This is a genomic window from Phenylobacterium sp. (genome assembly GCF_036495085.1).
Lineage (GTDB): Bacteria > Pseudomonadota > Alphaproteobacteria > Caulobacterales > Caulobacteraceae > Phenylobacterium.
Window position 1 is genome coordinate 1 of the sequence record NZ_DASXNL010000179.1, and the last position, 15,503, is coordinate 15,503.

Below are 15,503 nucleotides of genomic sequence, written 5' to 3' on the forward strand. Positions count from 1 at the left end.
CATCTTGGCGTAATTGGCCTTCGCCGACCGGTTGCGGGTCGTGGCGATCAGGGCGGCCAGGGGATAGCGCGCGACGGCCGGCAGGGTGATGATCGCGGGATCACGGAAGAGATTGAAAAGAAAAGGCTTTACGGCCTTTAGACTATCCGGCCCGCCCAGGTTGAAGAGGACGACGGCGAGTTTCCTCACTCCGCGGCCATGGCCTTCACCGGCTTGCCGGTCACGCGCTCGACGACGCGGGCGATATGGGCGATCGGCGTGTCCGGCATGACGCCATGTCCGAGGTTGAAGATGTAGGGCCCGCCGCTCCACTGGGCGAGCAGGGTCTCGACCCGGGCGTCGAGGGCCGGCCCACCGGCCCGCAGCAAGAGGTTGTCGAGCGCGCCCTGAATGGTCTTGCCACTGGCCTGAAGCCGCCGGCCGAGCTCGGCGCTGGCCTGGGTGTCCAACGCCACGCCCTCGACCGGGACGGCGCGGGCGTAGTTGTCGACCAGGGCGCCGGCGCCCCTCGGGAAACCGATGAACGGCGCGGTGACGCCGGCCGCCCTCACCTGCTCAACGATCGCCCGGTGCGGCTGGATGACGATGCGCTCGAAGACGTCCTCGGCCAGACCCTCGGCCCAGCTCTCGAAGATCTTCAGGGCCTGGGCGCCGGACCTCGCCTGCATGATCAGGTAGCGGGCGGTGGCGTCGACCAGCACCTGCAACAGGGCGTCCAGCTTCTCCGGATGCTCGTAGGCGAAGGTCCTTGCCGCCTCACGCTGCGAGCCGCGGCCCTCGATCATGTAGGTCGCGACCGTCCAGGGGCCGCCGGCGAAGCCGATCAGGGCCCGGTCCGGTTCCAGCTCGGCGCGAACCCGCGACAGGGTCTCGCCGATCGCCGACAGCCGGCCGGTGGAGGCCTCCACCTCGTCGGCCATGCGGGCGATGTCCGGCAAGGCGCCCAGCCGGGGTCCCTCGCCCGCCTCGAACCAGACCTCCTGGCCGAGCGCGCCGGGGATCAGCAGGATGTCGGCGAAGACGATGGCGGCGTCCATCGGGAACCGGCGCATCGGCTGCAGGGTGGCCTCGGCGGCCATCTCCGGATCGTGGCAGAAGGAGATGAAGTCCTTGGCCCGGGTCCGAAGCTCGAGATACTCCGGCAAGGACCTGCCGGCCTGGCGCATGAACCAGATCGGCGGCCGGTCCAGGGTTTCGCCGGCGAGCGCTCGCAGGAGACGGGGCGTGGTCTGGCTCATCAGGGCCTTAAATCGTCTCTCGCCGGAACTCTCAAGCCCAAGGGTCCGGCGCCCGACCCGCTCAGCCCTTCTTCCTTCCAAGAAGATTTTTGAAAAAGGTTGCGGGAGTGGCGATAGGGCCTGTCGAGGGCGTGGATAAAGCCGCCGCCGCCAATCACGTCCCGGCGTTCTCCCCAGGCCGCCCGCGTGACCGTGCAGCGGCGTCACCAGGGTGTGGATAGCGGGGATGGCGGCGCAAGCCCCCTGACGTCCTTAAGGTTTCGTTAAGACATCCAGGGACGAACCAGACGCCGGACCCGCGCCGTCACAATCTGTCGACAACCCGACCCTCGGCCCTTCACCGGTCGGCGGCCATGTGGGTTAACGATCCGTAAACGGCCCTTTTCCTCCCGCCCATACATGGGGACGGCTCCGGAGCCCTCGGCGCACGCGATCTATCCCCATTCGCGCGCAGCTTCGCTAAGACTGCTCCACAGGAATCGTCCCCAGGCATTTTTGTGAGACAGGCCGCCCGTGACCACGCCCGCGCCAAGGCTCGCCACCTACTTCCACGTCCACCTGGTCTCCGATTCCACGGGCGAGACCCTGAACGCCATGGCGCGCGCGGTCTGCGCCCGGTTCGACAACGTCTTGCCCATCGAGCACATCTACGCGCTCGTCCGCTCGCAGCGTCAGCTGGACCGGGCGCTGGGTGATATCGAAGAGGCTCCCGGGGTCGTCATCCACACCATCGTCGATGATGGACTGCGCCAGGCGCTCGAGGAGGGTTGCCGCCGGCTCGACATGCCGTGCATCCCGGCCCTCGACCCCCTGGTCTCGGCCATGTCGCGCTACCTCGGCTATTCGACGACGACCCGTGTCGGAGCGCATCTGCGGCTCGATAACGACTATTTCAACCGCATGGACGCGCTCAACTACGCGATCGGCCACGACGACGGCCAAGGCGGACAGGACCTTGAACAGGCTGACGTTGTCCTGGTGGGGGTATCGCGGACCTCCAAGACGCCGACCTGCATCTACCTGGCTCACCGCGGCGTGCGGGCAGGCAATGTGCCCCTCGTCCCTGGCCGGCCCCCGCCGGAAAAGCTGTTCGGACTGAAAACGACGCTGGTGGTCGGACTCTCTATCTCGCCGGATCGTCTGATCCAGATCCGCCGCAACCGGTTGCTCAGCCTGAAAGAAAACCGGGAGTCGACCTACATCGACGTGGACGCGGTGCGCGACGAGATCGTCCAGGCGCGGCGCCTCTACGAGCGGCAGGGCTGGCCGGTGATCGACGTGACCCGCCGGTCCGTCGAGGAGACCGCCGCGGCGGTGCTGAACCTGCTGCATGGCGGTCATGGACAGGTTGAGGTGCTCGGATGAGCGCAGGGTTGGTGTTGGCCTCGAAGAGCGCGACGCGCCGCACGGTGCTGGAAGGCGCGGGCGTGCCTTTCGTGACCGCGAGCTCCGGCGTCGACGAGGACATGGCCAAGGCCGAGTTGCTGGCTGGCGGCGCGAGCCCCAGGCGCATCGCCGAAGCCCTGGCCGAGCGCAAGGCGCTGGCGGTATCGACGGGTCGACCAGAGTGGGTGATCGGAGCTGATCAAACGCTGGAATTCGCCGGCCAGCTTTACGACAAGGTCGAGACCGTGAAATCCGCGCGGGCGCGCCTTCAGGCGTTGCGCGGCCAGCCACATGAATTGCACTCCGCCGTCGTTGTGGCCCGCGACGGCGAGGCTGTCTGGCGCGAGACCGAGAGCGCGACGCTGACGATGCGCGATTTCACCGACGGCTTTCTCGAGGATTATCTGGCGGCCGAGGGCGAAGCGGCTCTGGGGTCGGTGGGCTGCTATCGACTGGAAGGAATGGGTGTGCAGCTCTTCTCGAAGATCGAAGGGGACTACTTCACCATCCTCGGCCTGCCGCTGATCGGCCTTCTGAATCTGCTGCGCAAAGAGGGCGTCTTGCGTCCATGACCGGCAGCATCACCGGCGCTACCGCCGTCGCCGGCGTGGCCGGATCGCCCATCGCTCACTCACTCAGCCCGCTGATCCAGAACGCATGGATCAGGGCGGCCGGCTTCGACGCGGTCTATGTCGCCTTCTCCCCGCCGGCGGACCGCTTCAGTCACTTCGCCGAGGGACTGCGTGGCGGGACGATCCGCGGCCTGAACGTGACGCTGCCTTTCAAGGAGGCGGCGCTCGGGGTGGCCGATAAGGTCGGCGAGCGGGCGGAACTGGCGGGGGCGGCGAACCTGCTGATCTTCAACGAGGACGGCTCGATCACCGCCGACAACGTCGACGGTCTGGGGTTGTTGGGTGCGCTGGCCGCCCAGGCGCCCGGTTTCGACCCAAAGGCAGGCCCGGCCGTCGTTCTGGGCGCCGGAGGCGCCGCGCGCGGGGCGGCCGCGGCCCTGGTGATGGCCGGCGCCCCCGAAGTCCGGATCGTCAACCGCACCCAGGCGCGCGCCGAGGTGGTCGCAGGTTCGGTGGGTGGCGGCGCTCAAGCCTACCCTCAGGACGCGGCCGCCAGGGCGTTCGACGGCGCCAATGTGCTGATCAACGCGACATCGGCCGGCATCGCCGGCGATGATGCGCTGATCCTGCCCCTCGAGGCCACGCCGGCCGGGGCGGTGATCATGGACATGACCTACAAACCCCTGGTGACGCCCTTCCTCGAACAGGCCCGGCGGCTTGGGCGGCGAACGGTCGACGGACTGGAGATGCTCATCCGCCAGGCAGGGCCCTCGTTCGAGGCCTTCTACGGTCGCCCGCCGCCTGCGGGCGTCGATGTGCGGGGGCTCTGCATCGCCAGACTTGAGGCCTGGTCGTCATGATCCTGATCGGCCTCACCGGCTCCATCGGCATGGGCAAATCGACAACGGCTGCGATGTTCCGCGACCTCGGGGTGCCCGTCTACGACGCTGATGCTGCAGTCCACGACCTCTACGACAAGGGCGGGGCCGCAGTCGCCCCGGTGGGTGAGGCCTTTCCGGGTGTGGTCCGGGACGGTCGTGTCGACCGCGAGGCCCTACGGCAGGCGGTGCTCGACGATCCGGAGGCGCTTAAACGGCTCAACGCCATCGTCCACCCGCTGGTCGGCCGCGACCGGGTCGGCTTCTTCCAGCGAGCGGAGACGCAGGGCGCCGATATGGTGGTGCTGGACATCCCGTTGCTGTTCGAAACCGGCGGCCACGCCAATGTCGATGCGATCGTGGTGGCGAGCGCGCCGGCGGACATGCAGCGGGAGCGCGTGTTGGCTCGACCCGGCATGACCCCCGATCGCCTGACGGCTATCCTGTCCCACCAGGTCGCCGACGCCGAGAAGCGTGCACGCGCACATTTTGTCGTCGATACCTCCCGCGGCCTCCAGCCGGCCCGCGAACAGGTGGCCGAGATCATCGCGGTCATGCGCGATCCACAGCGCAGGCCGACTCGCGACCCTACGACCGGTTGAACAAGCGACCCGAACCGGGCCAAGAAAGGTCATGGCGCGCGAGATCATCCTCGACACGGAGACGACCGGCTTCGAACCCTCCATGGGTCACCGCATGGTGGAAATCGCCTGCCTGGAGATCGACGACTTCGTCCCGACCGGCCGAAGCTTTCACACCTACATTGATCCTTGCCGGGATATGCCTGTCGAGGCCGAGCGCGTGCATGGCCTGTCGGGCGCCTTTCTTCGCGGCAAGCCGCGATTCGAGCATCCCGAGGTGGTCGACGCCTTCCTGGAATTCGTGGGCGACGCCCCGATGATCGCCCACAATGCCGGCTTTGACCGCACGTTCATCAACCATGAACTCGGCGGCTGTGGCCGGGCGCCCTTCCCGGAGGGCCGCTGGATCGACACACTGGAACTCGCCCGCATGCGGTTCCCGGGCATGCACAATTCCCTTGATGCGCTCTGCAAGCGCTTCAAGATTTCGCTTTCCGAGCGCGAGAAGCACGGAGCGCTCGTCGACGCCAAGCTGCTGGCGGCGGTCTATCTGGAGCTGAAGGGCGGCCGTGAGCGCCGCCTTGAACTCACGACCGCGGCAACCGTCACGACCGTCGCTGCGGCGACTTGCAACGCCTATGGCCCCCGACCGAGCCCGCTGGCGCCACGCTCAACCGAGGAAGAGCGCCAGATCCACGCGAGCTTCATCCGCAACGTCGTGAAGAACGACGGCCTGTGGACGAGATTCGGGCTCTTGCCGGCCTAGGCGTGGCCGACCTGGCCGCCCTGTTCGGCCTTGCGCGCGGCATAGACGCCGGCGAAGTCGATGGGATCGAGCAGGAAGGGCGGGTAGCCGCCGTCCGAGGTTACGTCGGCGATGATCCGGCGGGCGAAGGGGAATAGGTAGCGCGGGCACTCGATGAGCAGCACCGGTTCCATGTCCTCGGCGGCCACGCCGGCGATCTGGAATACGCCGCCATAGAGCAGCTCGACCACGAAGATCGGGCCGTCGTCACGGCTGGCCCGGGCCGACAGCTTCAGGTCGACTTCATAGTAGCCGTCATCGCGGCCTCGGGCGTTCATCTCGACGCCCAGGTCGATCTGAGGCTGAGCCGCGCCGCCGCGCAGGGAATCCGGCGCGCGCGGGTTTTCGAAGGATAAGTCGCGGACGAACTGGGCCAGGACCCGGATACCGGCGCCTTCGGCGGCGGCTGCGGCGGGTTCAGGCGCGCCTGCGCCGTCGTTGGTGTCGGTCATAGTTCGGCTAAATCCGTGGCGGGACGACGAAGGGTTCGCGTCTTGTCGGGCGGTCGGGCTATCATGGCGCCCCAAGCGATGCAACGCTGCCCCTGACGGCGGCGTTGGATCGTTCTATATTGGTTGAAGCGCCTTTAGGCGGAACCCCGAAGGGCTCATCGTTGCAAGTGCTTGAGTTGATCATCTTTGCGGGCCTCGCGGCCATCGTGCTCTACCAGCTCTACGCCGTGCTGGGTCGGCGCGTGGGCCGGCAGCCGGAAGATACGCCCGCAGTGCCGACCACGGCCGCGGCGGTGGATCGAGCGCCCGACGCCCCGGCCCAGATCGTGGAGGATGGGGTCGCGCTGACGGGCCTCGCGGCCGTCAAGTCCAAGGATCCCGGGTTCGACGTCAGCCGCTTCCTCGGCGGCGCCAAGACCGCTTACGAGATGATCGTCAAAGCCTTCGCGGCCGGCGACCGCGCCAAACTCCGCGAACTGCTTGCGCCGCCCGTGATGGCCGGTTTCGACACCGCCATCGCCGCGCGCGAAGCCGAGAACCGCAGCGAGACTGTCGAGTTCCTGCATTCGCCTCGCGCGGACCTGGAAAAGGTCGAGGTCGTAGGCGCAGATCTGGCCCGAGTGACGGTGCGCTTCCTCGCCGAGTTCCGCAGCCGCACGAAGGGGCCCGAAGGCGAAGGCGTCGAAGACCGGCGAACCGCTGAGCTGTGGACCTTCGAGCGGCAATTGAAGAGCCGCGATCCAAACTGGACGCTGATCCACGTCGACGCCGCGGAGGCCTGAGCTAGGTGCCATTGCGAGCTGTCGGCGCGGCCCCGTTTGCGCTTGGGTTGGTCGCGCTCGCCCTGGCCGCCTGCGCCACAACGCCGCAGACGCCCTCGTCGGCCAGCCGCATACCTCCGTCCCCGGTTCCCGCCGAAACGCCTCCATCTTCCGCACCTGCGCCCGAGCGCAGCCTGCCGCTGGCAGCCCTGAAAGGTTGGGAGGCGGAGGATCACGCGGCAGCCCTCGCGGCCTTCCGTGAAACCTGCGGCGCAGCTCGTGACCCAGCCATGGCCCAGGCTTGTCGCAGCGCGCGGGCCATCGGGCTCCTCGACCGCGAGCAGTCTCGCCGGTTCTTTGAGGCCAATTTCCGCGCCGAGATCCCGGCCGGCGAAGGCGTGCTCACCGCCTACTTCGCCCCGGAATACCCCGCTCGCCGAAAACCGGACGAAGAATTCAGCGCCCCCTTACGCCCAAGACCCGCCGACCTGAAGACGGTCGATGCCGGCATGTTCGATGCCGCTCAGGCCGGCCGCATCGGCGCGGCGCGAGATGCCGGCGACGGAACATTGCTCCCTTATCCGGATCGCGCAGCCATTGAGGCGACTCCGCCGGTTCAGGCGCTGGCCTGGATGCGGCCCGAAGACCTGTTCTTCCTGCAGATTCAAGGGTCGGGCATTCTGACCTTCGAGGGCGGCAAGCGGATGAAGGCCCTTTATGCCGCCACCAACGGGCGGCCCTTCGTGGCCGTGGCCAACGTCATGCGCGACCGGGCTTTGCTGGCCGCCGACAACACCTCTGCCGAGGCCATCCGGTCCTGGCTCGCCGACCATCGCGGGTCCGACGCCGACGCGGTCATGCGGCTCAACCCTCGCTACGCCTTCTTCAGCCTCGTGCCGGACGATGGCCGCCAACCGGTGGGCTCTGCGAACCTGCCCTTGCCTCCCGGTCGCGCCCTCGCGATCGATCCCACCTTCCACCAAATGGGCGAACTCTTCTGGGTGGACGCCGAGGCGCCGATCCTCAAGGGCGCCTTCCCCGCCTATCGGCGCTTGGCGCTGGCGCTGGACACCGGTGGGGCGATCAAGGGCGAAGTCCGCGCCGATCTCTATCTGGGGGTCGGCATGACTGCCGGCGCCGAGGCCGGGCGGGTGCGTCATACGCTTCGGCTCTACCGCCTGGTCCCCAGAGTCCCGGCGCCATGAAGCGGCCGCTGAAACCGGAAGAGATCAGGATCTGGGGGATGGTCTCGTCGACCATCCACCCCCTGGCGGGTCGGGGCACGCCTACGGCCTCGCAAGAGGCGGCCCGGACGGAGATCGCCGCCCGCCTCGCCCCGCCGAAGCCGGCTGTTCGGCCAGCCAAGCCTCGTGAGGCTCTCGACGCCATCGAGCCGAACCGCCGACACCGTATTGCAAAGGAGCGGGAAGACATCGGCGCGCGCCTGGACCTGCATGGCCTGGATCAGGCTCGCGCACGGACGACGCTGGAGTCCTTCCTGACCCGCGCCTGGAACGACGGCTGGCGGGCCGTACTGGTGATCACAGGGAAGGGCGTGCAGGGCGATGGCGTCTTGAAGCGGCGGGCGCCCGAATGGCTGGCCGCCCCGCACTTGGCGCACATGGTCGCCGGGATCTCCGACGCCGCGCGCCATCATGGTGGGGACGGCGCGCTCTACGTGGCGCTGAAGCGAAAAGCGCGGAGCTAGTCGCTAGGGTTTCCGCGAGGCTTTCTCGACGTGGCCCGACGTTCCCTCACGGGCCTCCAGGCTGGCGGCGACGTCGTCGAGCGAGACGCCGGCGGCCGCCAACACCACGAGAAAGTGATAGATCAGGTCGGCGCTCTCTGCGGCCAGCGAGAGCTTGTCGCCCTGGGTCGCCGCGATGACGGTTTCGACGGCCTCTTCGCCGAGTTTCTTGGCGGCCAACGCGGGCGAAGCCAGCAGCTTGGCGGTGTAGGAGGCGCTTGCATCGGCCTCTTTCCGGGTCTCGATGACGGCGGCCAGACGCGTCACGACTTCGGCGAAACGGCTCATGCGGCAGCCCCTGTCGGGCGGACGGGGATGTGGGCGGCGGCCATGGAGCGCTTGACCTCGTCGATGGAGACCTCGCCGAAGTGGAAAATCGAGGCGGCAAGCACGGCATCGGCTCCGCCACCCGTCACCGCCTCGACCATATGCGCGGCGTTCCCAGCCCCGCCGGAGGCGATCACGGGCACCGAGACGGCGCTGGTCACGGCCTTCAGCAGATCGAGGTCGTAGCCGATCTTGGCCCCGTCGCGATCCATCGAGGTCAGGAGGATCTCGCCCCCGCCGCGCTCCACGGCCTCGGCGGAATAGGCCACAACGTCCAGGCCCGTGTCGTTGCGCCCGCCATAGGTGAACACCCGCCATTGGTCGCCGACCCGCTTGGCGTCGATGGCGACAACGGTCGCCTGGCTGCCGAAGGCGTCGGCGCAGGCTGCGATCAGGTCGCGGTCCTCCACCGCGGCGGTGTTGATCGAGATCTTGTCAGCGCCGGCGAGCAACAGGCGCCGCGCGTCTTCGACCTTGCGGATGCCGCCTCCCACCGAAAGGGGCATGAAACAGACGTCGGCCGTGCGGGCGACCACGTCGAGGATGGTCCCTCGGTTCTCGTGGCTGGCGGTAATGTCGAGGAACATCAGCTCGTCGGCGCCCGCCGCGTCATATGCCCTCGCCTGTTCCACGGGATCGCCGGCATCGCGCAAGGATACGAACTGCACGCCCTTCACCACCCGGCCGTCCTTGACGTCCAGGCAGGGGATAACGCGAACCCGCAGGGTCACGCGGCCACCTGCAGAGCCTCGGCGGGTGTGATAGCGCCGTTGTAGAGTGCGCGGCCCAGAACGGCTCCCGCGATCCTGGTCCCTTTGCGGGCTTTCAGGCGGACGATGTCGTCGATGGTGGCCAGGCCCCCGGCCGCAATAACCGGGATGCTCACGGCGTCGGCGATGGCCCCGAAGGCCTCGACGTTGAAGCCCATCACCGTGCCATCGCGGTCGATGTCGGTGATGATCAGGGCGCTGACGCCGACGTCCTCGAACCGCTTGGCGACGGTGATCGCGTCGAGATCGGAGTCCTCGGTCCACCCCTGCACGGCGACCTTGCCCTTGCGTACGTCGACACTGACGGCGATCTGCTCGGGCCAGGCCCGGGCCGCCTCCCGCACGATCTCCGGCTGACGGACGGCGACGGTGCCCAGGATCACACGGCTGACGCCGGCTTCGATCCAGCCTTCGATGTCGGCCATGGAGCGGATGCCGCCGCCGAGTTGCACCGGCACGGAGACCGCGCTCAGGATCTCCTCGACCGCGGCCTGGTTGACGGCCTTGCCGGAGACCGCCCCGTTCAGATCGACCACATGGATCCAGTGGAAGCCGCCGTCAGCCCAGGTGCGGGCCTGGTCACCGGGCGAGGTGTTGAACACCGTCGCGGTCGATAGGTCGCCATGCACAACGCGCACGCACTGGCCGTCCTTCAGGTCGATGGCGGGGTAGAGAATCAAGGTCGCCACTCCAGAAAGCGCGCGAGAAGGGAAAGGCCGGAGGCTTGCGATTTCTCCGGGTGGAACTGGACACCGGCGACGTTGCCGCGCGCCACCGCGGCGGGGAACCGTTCGCCGTGATCCACATAGGCCGCCACATCGCCTTCGTCCTTCGGGAAAAAGGCGAAGGAGTGCGTGAAATAGACCGTCTGACCCTCTTTCGAGCCGGGCGGGGGTTTCAAGCCCGCCATCAGCGGCTGGTCGGAGACGCCTTCGAGGTCGTTCCATCCCATGTGCGGTATCTTGATCGCCGGGTCGGATGACCCGAGCTTCCGCACATCGCCTGCGATCCAGTCAAGCCCGGGCGTCTCGCCGAATTCCAGGCCGCGCGAGGCCAGGAGTTGCATGCCCACGCAGATGCCCAGGAACGGCGCGCCCCTGCCGTGGACCGCCTCGGTCATGGCCTCGATCACGCCCGGCCTGGCCTCAAGCGCCGACATACAGGCGGCGAACGCGCCGACGCCAGGCAGCACGAGGCGATCGGCCGTTGCGACGACGTCGGGGTTATCGGTGACAACGATCCTGCTCTTCCCGTCCGCGGCGCGGATCAGGGCCTTTTCGGCCGAGCGAAGGTTGCCCGACCCGTAGTTGATCAGGGCGACGCTCTGCATGGACATGAAATCCTAGAGCACGCCCTTTGTGGAGGGCGCGTGACCGTGGGTCTTGGGATCGAGTTCGACGGCGTGGCGCAGCGAGCGGGCGAGCGCCTTGAAACCGCTCTCGGCGATGTGATGCGAGTTGGTTCCGTAGAGGGTCTCCAGGTGCACGCAGGCGCCGCAGTTCATGGCGAAGGCGTGGTGGAACTCCTTGAAGAGCTCGGTGTCCATGTCGCCCACCTTCGGGGTCTTGAAGGCCACGTTCCAGATCAGATAGGGCCGATTGGAGAGGTCGATTGCGCAGCGCGTCAGGGTCTCGTCCATCGGGATATAGGCGTGGCCGAAGCGACGCACGCCCTTGAAGCCGTCCAGCGCCTGGTTGAACGCCTGGCCCAGAACGATCCCGGTGTCCTCCACCGTGTGATGCATGTCGATGTGCAGGTCGCCCTTCGTCTCGATCGTGGCGTCGAAACCGCCATGCCGGATGAAACTCTCCAGCATGTGGTCGAAGAAGCCGATGCCGGTCGTGACCTTGGACTCGCCCGAGCCGTCCAGATCGAGCGCGATCCGGATCTGGGTCTCCTTGGTGTTGCGGACAACCTCCGCCTTGCGGCTCATCGTCAATATCCCCTGGCCGCGGCGAGGTCCTTGAGCGAGACCTGCGGTCGCGGACCGTAATGCGAGATCACCTCAGCCGCCGCGAGGCTGGCCAACTGGCCGCATTGCTGCAGCGATCTCCCCCTCGACAGGCCGAACATAAAGCCGGCTGCGTATTGGTCGCCGGCGCCCGTCGTGTCCACGAGTTTTTCAACCGGCTCGGCTTTCACGGTCAGGCGCTCGCCGTTGCTGAGGATCACCGAGCCCTTCTCGCTTCGAGTGATCGCAGCCAGCTTAACATGCGGGCGGATCGCCGACACGGCGGCGTCGAAGTCGGTGGTTTGGAAAAGCGACGTGATTTCGGTTTCGTTGGCGAACAGCAAGTCGACCTGGCCCTCAATGAAGCCCATCAGCGCCCCGCGGTGTCGCGCGACTACGAAGCCGTCCGAGAGTGTGAGCGCGATCATGCGTCCTGCGCCATGCGCCAGGGCTGCGGCCTTGGCGAAGGCGCGCCGTGCCGCTTCGGCGTCGAAAAGGTATCCTTCCAAGTAGACAATCTTGGCGCCCTCGATGACGTCCTTCTGCACGTCATCGTCAGTGAATTCCACCGACGCGCCCAAGTAGGTGCACATTGTCCGCTGGGCGTCCGGGGTGACGTTGATCATGCTGATGGCGGTGGCGGGGCCGCCGACCAGCGGGATCGGATCGAAGTGGGCGCCGATGGCGCGCATATCGTTAGTGAACACCTCGCCCAGCTCATCGGCGGCGACCTTGGCCAGGTAAGCCGCCTTGCCGCCGAAGCTCGCCACTCCGGCGACAGTGTTGCCGGCCGAGCCGCCGGAGGTTTTCACCCCGGCCGCCATCTTGGCGTAAAGCGCAGCAGACTGCCCCTGGTCGACCAGCATCATGGCGCCCTTGTCCAGGCTGTTCGCGGCCAGGAACTCATCGGTCGCCGGGGCGATCACATCAACAATGGCGTTGCCGATCGCGGCGACGTCGTAGAGGTCTGGCATACTAGAGCTTTCGGGACGGGACCGGGGCCACTTACCGTGAAATCCCCGCCCCGGCTAGGTTCGCACGAACAGATGGCGGCTTGGGCACAGGTCGGCCACCACGCAGGTCTCGCACTTCGGCCGGCGCGCCAGGCACACATATCGCCCGTGCAGGATCAGCCAGTGGTGGGCGCGGGTCTTCAAGGCGTCGGGCACGATGGCCATGAGCTCGGCCTCGACCTGGTCCGGGGTCTTACCCGTCGCGAGGCCCAGGCGGTGGGACACGCGGAAGACGTGGGTATCGACGGCTATGGCCGGCTCGATGCGAAGTTCGTTCAAGACCACCGAGGCGGTCTTGCGCCCAACGCCGGGCAGCGCCTGCAGCGCCTCGCGGTTCAGCGGCACCTCGCCGCCATATTGCTCCACCAGGATGCGGGACAGGGCGACAACGTTCTTGGCCTTCATATTGTAGAGGCCGATCGAAGAGATGAAGGGCTTCAGCCCCTCCTCGCCCAGCGCCAGCATCTTCTGCGGGGTGTCGGCGACCTTGAAGAGCTTGTCGGTCGCCTTGTTCACCGAGACGTCGGTGGCCTGGGCCGAAAGCGCGACGGCGACGACCAGGGTGAAGGCGCCGGCGTAGTCGAGTTCGGTGCGCGGGTCGCTCTCCTGCTCCTCGAACCGGGTGAAGATCTCCGCAATTCGCGCCTGTTCGGCCGGGCTCAAGCGCCTTTTGCGGGGATTGTTCTTCGAGGGTTTGGTTGGCTTGGCCATGAGGGGGCGCAAGATGGCCTGCGCGAGGCCCTTCCGCCAAGACGGTTTCAGGGCCTATCCTTGGCGGGCGAATGCTCGGCCAAACCTACATGAACGCGGTGATCAGACCGCACCGCTCGCTCTCCGAGCGCGGCTTCATCATCCTGATCACGGTCGTGACCCTGGCCAACTGCGCTTCGGCGGCGGTTTTCGTCTACATGGGCGCGCTGTTTGTTCCCTTCTTCCTGGGGCTCGACGTCCTGGCCGTGATCGTGGCGTTCCTGGTGAGTTTCCGCTCCGCGCGACGGATAGAGCGGGTTCAGGTGACCGCCCGCGATGTGGTCGTCACCCACGAAGCTCCCAACTGGAGCCGGGTGGTGTGGGAGAGCCCAACCGCCTTCACGCGGGTCGCTGTCGACAAGGAAGAAGACCGCACTGTGGGGCTTCGGCTGGCGCTCTCGGGGCGCGAAGTCGCCGTCGCCCAGGCCCTCAGCCCGCGTGAACGCGGCGAGTTCGCGCTCGCGCTCGAGAAGGCGATCTGGGAAGCCCGTCGCGAGCGGAACTAGGGCTTCTGAACCGCGACGATCTGGTCAAAGACCAGGCTCCACTTGCCGCCGCGGCGCTGCCAGATCCGCACATAGTGTCCGCGGCCCTCGTCCCAGCGGGCGTCGCCATAGGTCCAGACCAGGTCACCGGCCTTCGAGGCGCCGCCGCCGAGCGGGCCAAAGGCGACAGCGTGCGCGCGTGCGGCGAGTTGCCGGTCCACGGCCTCGGGGCTTGTGGCGGGCGCGGCGGAGGAGCCTTGCACGCGGGCATCGGCGGCTAGCACGGCTTTATAAGCCTGCGCCGCATCGGTGCGGGCGCGCGCGGCCAAGGCCATTTCGGCGGAACGCACCTGCTCCATCGCGGCGGCGGCCGCAAGCGGCTTGGCGTCGCCGGGAGGCAGGGCTATCGGCGTGGAATCGGGGCCGGGCGCGGCTGCGCCGTCAGCCTCGATGCCGCCGTCGTAAACCCACTTCCAACCGCCGTCGGGCTGCCGGGCCCAGACCGTGAAGTAGAAGATGCCGGCCGGCTTGCCGTTGATGGTCGCCGGGCCGGTTGTGAAGCCGAGGTCGCCAGAACGCGCGACCCCGGCGAAGTTCGGCCACCAGTTCAAGCGCGTCCCGCCATCCCGCGGCGCCTTACCAGGAGGCCGCGCGCCGTAGACCGCCCTGGCCAGGAGCGGGTCGGGAGCAAAGACGATGGCGTCGTCGGCCATATATTCGAGGAAGCTCGGCGCGATGCCGACCTCTCCGGCGCGGTTGGCGAAAGCGCGCTCGGCGGCCACGACCGCCGCAGGATCGCCCGGCGCGGCAGGCGCGGCCGGGGTTCCAAGCGCCAACAAGCTCGCCACCGCCACAGACGCAGCCGTATTCCACAAGGTTCTGACCTCCAGGCTCCTCGGCCGAAGCTATGGCCTTAGCAGCCTGACGGTGTCTTCAGGGCTCTCGACGAGCGGCCATTGCGCCGCGACAGACGGCGCGATCCGGGTTGCGTGATCAAGCCTTAGGGCCAAGATGCAGGCAATGGCCTTCACAGACGTCGAGATCGAGCGCTACGCCCGCCACCTGGTGCTGCGAGAGGTGGGTGGGCCGGGTCAGCAGAAGCTGAAGGGCGCAAGCGTCCTGATTGTCGGCGCCGGCGGGCTGGGCTCCCCTGCGGCCCTCTACCTGGCTGCCGCGGGCGTGGGGGCCCTCTTCGTCGCCGACCCGGACGTCGTGGAGCTCTCCAACCTGCAGCGACAGGTTCTTTATGCGGAGGGCGATGTCGGGCGATCCAAGGCGGAAGCCGCCGCCGACCGTCTCGCGGCGCTTAACCCGCACATCTTCGTCGCCGGCTATGACGGTGCGTTCGACAGCTCCACCGCCGACGAACTGGCGAAAGGCGTCGACCTGGTGCTCGATGGGACCGACAACTTCTCCGTTCGGTATGAAATCAACGCCGCCTGCGTCCGTCACCGCAAGCCGCTGATCTCCGGCGCCATCGGCCGCTGGACCGGGCAGGTGGGCGTGTTCGGCGGCCAACCCTGCTACCGCTGCCTGGTCCCGGAGATACCGCCCGACGCCGAGACGTGCGTGGCGGTGGGCGTGGTGGGGGCGCTGGCCGGCGTCGTCGGCTCGATGATGGCGTTGGAGGCGATCAAGTTGATTACCGGGGCCGGTGAGCCGCTGCTTGGGCGGCTGATGATCTACGACGCCTTGTCAGCGGAGACGCGAACGGTGCGAGTGGGTGCGGATCCGGATTGTCCGGTGTGCGGAGGCGGCGTCCTCCCCGCTCCCTGAGAGAGGGGTGG

Annotated in this window: 21 protein-coding genes; 10 read left to right on the forward strand and 11 right to left on the reverse strand. The window is 67.6% G+C overall.

The annotated features are described in order from the left end of the window. A partial coding sequence (locus tag VGI62_RS19925) for a ferrochelatase (RefSeq protein WP_331506315.1) occupies nt 1-189 on the reverse strand: 189 nt, incomplete at its 3' end. Next, nucleotides 186-1,238: a uroporphyrinogen decarboxylase gene (gene hemE / locus VGI62_RS19930; RefSeq protein ID WP_331506316.1), complete on the reverse strand. Its 1,053-nt coding sequence runs from the start codon at nt 1,236-1,238 to the stop codon at nt 186-188. The genes VGI62_RS19925 and hemE, both read right to left, overlap by 4 nt. Before the next feature lie 513 nt (nt 1,239-1,751). Between hemE and VGI62_RS19935 the strand changes: the two genes are divergently transcribed. Genes VGI62_RS19935 through dnaQ form a run of 5 tightly spaced genes read left to right on the forward strand, consistent with a single transcriptional unit; the run spans nt 1,752 to nt 5,421 of the window. Further along, a complete protein-coding gene (locus VGI62_RS19935; RefSeq protein WP_331506317.1) occupies nt 1,752-2,603 on the forward strand; it encodes a pyruvate, water dikinase regulatory protein in 852 nt (283 codons plus the stop codon). Beyond that, the gene (locus VGI62_RS19940) at nt 2,600-3,196 is read left to right on the forward strand and encodes a Maf family protein (RefSeq protein WP_331506318.1); all 597 of its coding nucleotides are present in this window, start codon (nt 2,600-2,602) and stop codon (nt 3,194-3,196) included. The genes VGI62_RS19935 and VGI62_RS19940 overlap by 4 nt, the downstream gene beginning before the upstream one ends. After that, nucleotides 3,193-4,056 (forward strand): shikimate dehydrogenase, encoded by an 864-nt coding sequence (aroE, locus tag VGI62_RS19945; protein WP_331506319.1) that lies wholly within the window; start codon nt 3,193-3,195, stop codon nt 4,054-4,056. The genes VGI62_RS19940 and aroE overlap by 4 nt, the downstream gene beginning before the upstream one ends. Further along, nucleotides 4,053-4,676, forward strand: a complete 624-nt coding sequence (coaE, locus tag VGI62_RS19950; protein WP_331506320.1) for a dephospho-CoA kinase — start codon at nt 4,053-4,055, stop codon at nt 4,674-4,676. The genes aroE and coaE overlap by 4 nt, the downstream gene beginning before the upstream one ends. Before the next feature lie 31 nt (nt 4,677-4,707). Beyond that, nucleotides 4,708-5,421 (forward strand): DNA polymerase III subunit epsilon, encoded by a 714-nt coding sequence (dnaQ, locus tag VGI62_RS19955; protein WP_331506321.1) that lies wholly within the window; start codon nt 4,708-4,710, stop codon nt 5,419-5,421. On the opposite strand, the gene secB is transcribed toward dnaQ, so the two are convergent. Further along, complete coding sequence (gene secB, locus VGI62_RS19960) at nt 5,418-5,912, reverse strand: protein-export chaperone SecB (RefSeq protein ID WP_331506322.1); 495 nt, start codon at nt 5,910-5,912, stop codon at nt 5,418-5,420. The genes dnaQ and secB overlap by 4 nt on opposite strands. Nucleotides 5,913-6,079: 167 nt before the next feature. Here secB and timA point away from each other — a divergent pair, with 167 nt between their 5' ends. The 3 genes from timA to VGI62_RS19975 are packed head-to-tail and all read left to right on the forward strand — an operon-like array spanning nt 6,080 to nt 8,381. After that, the gene (gene timA / locus VGI62_RS19965) at nt 6,080-6,694 is read left to right on the forward strand and encodes a TIM44-related membrane protein TimA (protein WP_331506405.1); all 615 of its coding nucleotides are present in this window, start codon (nt 6,080-6,082) and stop codon (nt 6,692-6,694) included. A gap of 5 nt (nt 6,695-6,699) precedes the next feature. Continuing rightward, nucleotides 6,700-7,878, forward strand: a complete 1,179-nt coding sequence (locus tag VGI62_RS19970; protein WP_331506323.1) for an MltA domain-containing protein — start codon at nt 6,700-6,702, stop codon at nt 7,876-7,878. Next, a complete protein-coding gene (locus tag VGI62_RS19975) occupies nt 7,875-8,381 on the forward strand; it encodes a Smr/MutS family protein (protein ID WP_331506324.1) in 507 nt (168 codons plus the stop codon). Before VGI62_RS19970 ends, VGI62_RS19975 begins: the two co-directional genes overlap by 4 nt. A 3-nt stretch (nt 8,382-8,384) precedes the next feature. On the opposite strand, the gene VGI62_RS19980 is transcribed toward VGI62_RS19975, so the two are convergent. Genes VGI62_RS19980 through nth form a run of 7 tightly spaced genes read right to left on the reverse strand, consistent with a single transcriptional unit; the run spans nt 8,385 to nt 13,192 of the window. After that, entirely contained in the window at nt 8,385-8,708 is a 324-nt protein-coding gene (locus tag VGI62_RS19980) for a phosphoribosyl-ATP diphosphatase (RefSeq protein WP_331506325.1), read from the reverse strand. Further along, on the reverse strand, nt 8,705-9,478 hold the full coding sequence (gene hisF / locus VGI62_RS19985; RefSeq protein ID WP_331506326.1) for an imidazole glycerol phosphate synthase subunit HisF: 774 nt from the start codon (nt 9,476-9,478) through the stop codon (nt 8,705-8,707). Before hisF ends, VGI62_RS19980 begins: the two co-directional genes overlap by 4 nt. Then, the gene (hisA, locus tag VGI62_RS19990; protein ID WP_331506327.1) at nt 9,475-10,197 is read right to left on the reverse strand and encodes a 1-(5-phosphoribosyl)-5-[(5-phosphoribosylamino)methylideneamino]imidazole-4-carboxamide isomerase; all 723 of its coding nucleotides are present in this window, start codon (nt 10,195-10,197) and stop codon (nt 9,475-9,477) included. The genes hisF and hisA overlap by 4 nt, the downstream gene beginning before the upstream one ends. Next, on the reverse strand, nt 10,194-10,847 hold the full coding sequence (gene hisH, locus VGI62_RS19995) for an imidazole glycerol phosphate synthase subunit HisH (protein ID WP_331506328.1): 654 nt from the start codon (nt 10,845-10,847) through the stop codon (nt 10,194-10,196). The genes hisA and hisH overlap by 4 nt, the downstream gene beginning before the upstream one ends. A 12-nt stretch (nt 10,848-10,859) precedes the next feature. Next, nucleotides 10,860-11,450: an imidazoleglycerol-phosphate dehydratase HisB gene (gene hisB / locus VGI62_RS20000; protein WP_331506329.1), complete on the reverse strand. Its 591-nt coding sequence runs from the start codon at nt 11,448-11,450 to the stop codon at nt 10,860-10,862. Between the two features lie 2 nt (nt 11,451-11,452). Next, a complete protein-coding gene (locus VGI62_RS20005) occupies nt 11,453-12,442 on the reverse strand; it encodes an adenosine kinase (RefSeq protein WP_331506330.1) in 990 nt (329 codons plus the stop codon). Nucleotides 12,443-12,496: 54 nt separating this feature from the next. Then, nucleotides 12,497-13,192 (reverse strand): endonuclease III, encoded by a 696-nt coding sequence (nth, locus tag VGI62_RS20010; protein WP_331506331.1) that lies wholly within the window; start codon nt 13,190-13,192, stop codon nt 12,497-12,499. Nucleotides 13,193-13,263: 71 nt separating this feature from the next. On the opposite strand from nth, the gene VGI62_RS20015 reads away from it, so the two are divergent. Then, on the forward strand, nt 13,264-13,737 hold the full coding sequence (locus VGI62_RS20015; protein ID WP_331506332.1) for a DUF2244 domain-containing protein: 474 nt from the start codon (nt 13,264-13,266) through the stop codon (nt 13,735-13,737). Here VGI62_RS20015 and VGI62_RS20020 read toward each other — a convergent pair. Beyond that, a complete protein-coding gene (locus tag VGI62_RS20020; protein ID WP_331506333.1) occupies nt 13,734-14,552 on the reverse strand; it encodes a nuclear transport factor 2 family protein in 819 nt (272 codons plus the stop codon). The genes VGI62_RS20015 and VGI62_RS20020 overlap by 4 nt on opposite strands. Nucleotides 14,553-14,736: 184 nt before the next feature. On the opposite strand from VGI62_RS20020, the gene VGI62_RS20025 reads away from it, so the two are divergent. Continuing rightward, a complete protein-coding gene (locus VGI62_RS20025) occupies nt 14,737-15,492 on the forward strand; it encodes a molybdopterin-synthase adenylyltransferase MoeB (RefSeq protein ID WP_331506334.1) in 756 nt (251 codons plus the stop codon). Nucleotides 15,493-15,503: the final 11 nt, after the last annotated feature.

What these genes read in the sequence shown, in the direction of transcription:
- VGI62_RS20015 (WP_331506332.1), top strand. Translation starts at nt 13,264, where the DNA reads ATGCTCGGCCAAACCTACATGAACGCGGTGATCAGACCGCACCGCTCG.
- hisB (WP_331506329.1), bottom strand. Translation starts at nt 11,450, where the DNA reads ATGAGCCGCAAGGCGGAGGTTGTCCGCAACACCAAGGAGACCCAGATC.
- nth (WP_331506331.1), bottom strand. Translation starts at nt 13,192, where the DNA reads ATGGCCAAGCCAACCAAACCCTCGAAGAACAATCCCCGCAAAAGGCGC.
- VGI62_RS20025 (WP_331506334.1), top strand. Translation starts at nt 14,737, where the DNA reads ATGGCCTTCACAGACGTCGAGATCGAGCGCTACGCCCGCCACCTGGTG.
- hemE (WP_331506316.1), bottom strand. Translation starts at nt 1,238, where the DNA reads ATGAGCCAGACCACGCCCCGTCTCCTGCGAGCGCTCGCCGGCGAAACC.
- secB (WP_331506322.1), bottom strand. Translation starts at nt 5,912, where the DNA reads ATGACCGACACCAACGACGGCGCAGGCGCGCCTGAACCCGCCGCAGCC.
- VGI62_RS19975 (WP_331506324.1), top strand. Translation starts at nt 7,875, where the DNA reads ATGAAGCGGCCGCTGAAACCGGAAGAGATCAGGATCTGGGGGATGGTC.
- dnaQ (WP_331506321.1), top strand. Translation starts at nt 4,708, where the DNA reads ATGGCGCGCGAGATCATCCTCGACACGGAGACGACCGGCTTCGAACCC.
- VGI62_RS19980 (WP_331506325.1), bottom strand. Translation starts at nt 8,708, where the DNA reads ATGAGCCGTTTCGCCGAAGTCGTGACGCGTCTGGCCGCCGTCATCGAG.
- coaE (WP_331506320.1), top strand. Translation starts at nt 4,053, where the DNA reads ATGATCCTGATCGGCCTCACCGGCTCCATCGGCATGGGCAAATCGACA.
- VGI62_RS19940 (WP_331506318.1), top strand. Translation starts at nt 2,600, where the DNA reads ATGAGCGCAGGGTTGGTGTTGGCCTCGAAGAGCGCGACGCGCCGCACG.
- hisH (WP_331506328.1), bottom strand. Translation starts at nt 10,847, where the DNA reads ATGCAGAGCGTCGCCCTGATCAACTACGGGTCGGGCAACCTTCGCTCG.
- VGI62_RS20005 (WP_331506330.1), bottom strand. Translation starts at nt 12,442, where the DNA reads ATGCCAGACCTCTACGACGTCGCCGCGATCGGCAACGCCATTGTTGAT.
- aroE (WP_331506319.1), top strand. Translation starts at nt 3,193, where the DNA reads ATGACCGGCAGCATCACCGGCGCTACCGCCGTCGCCGGCGTGGCCGGA.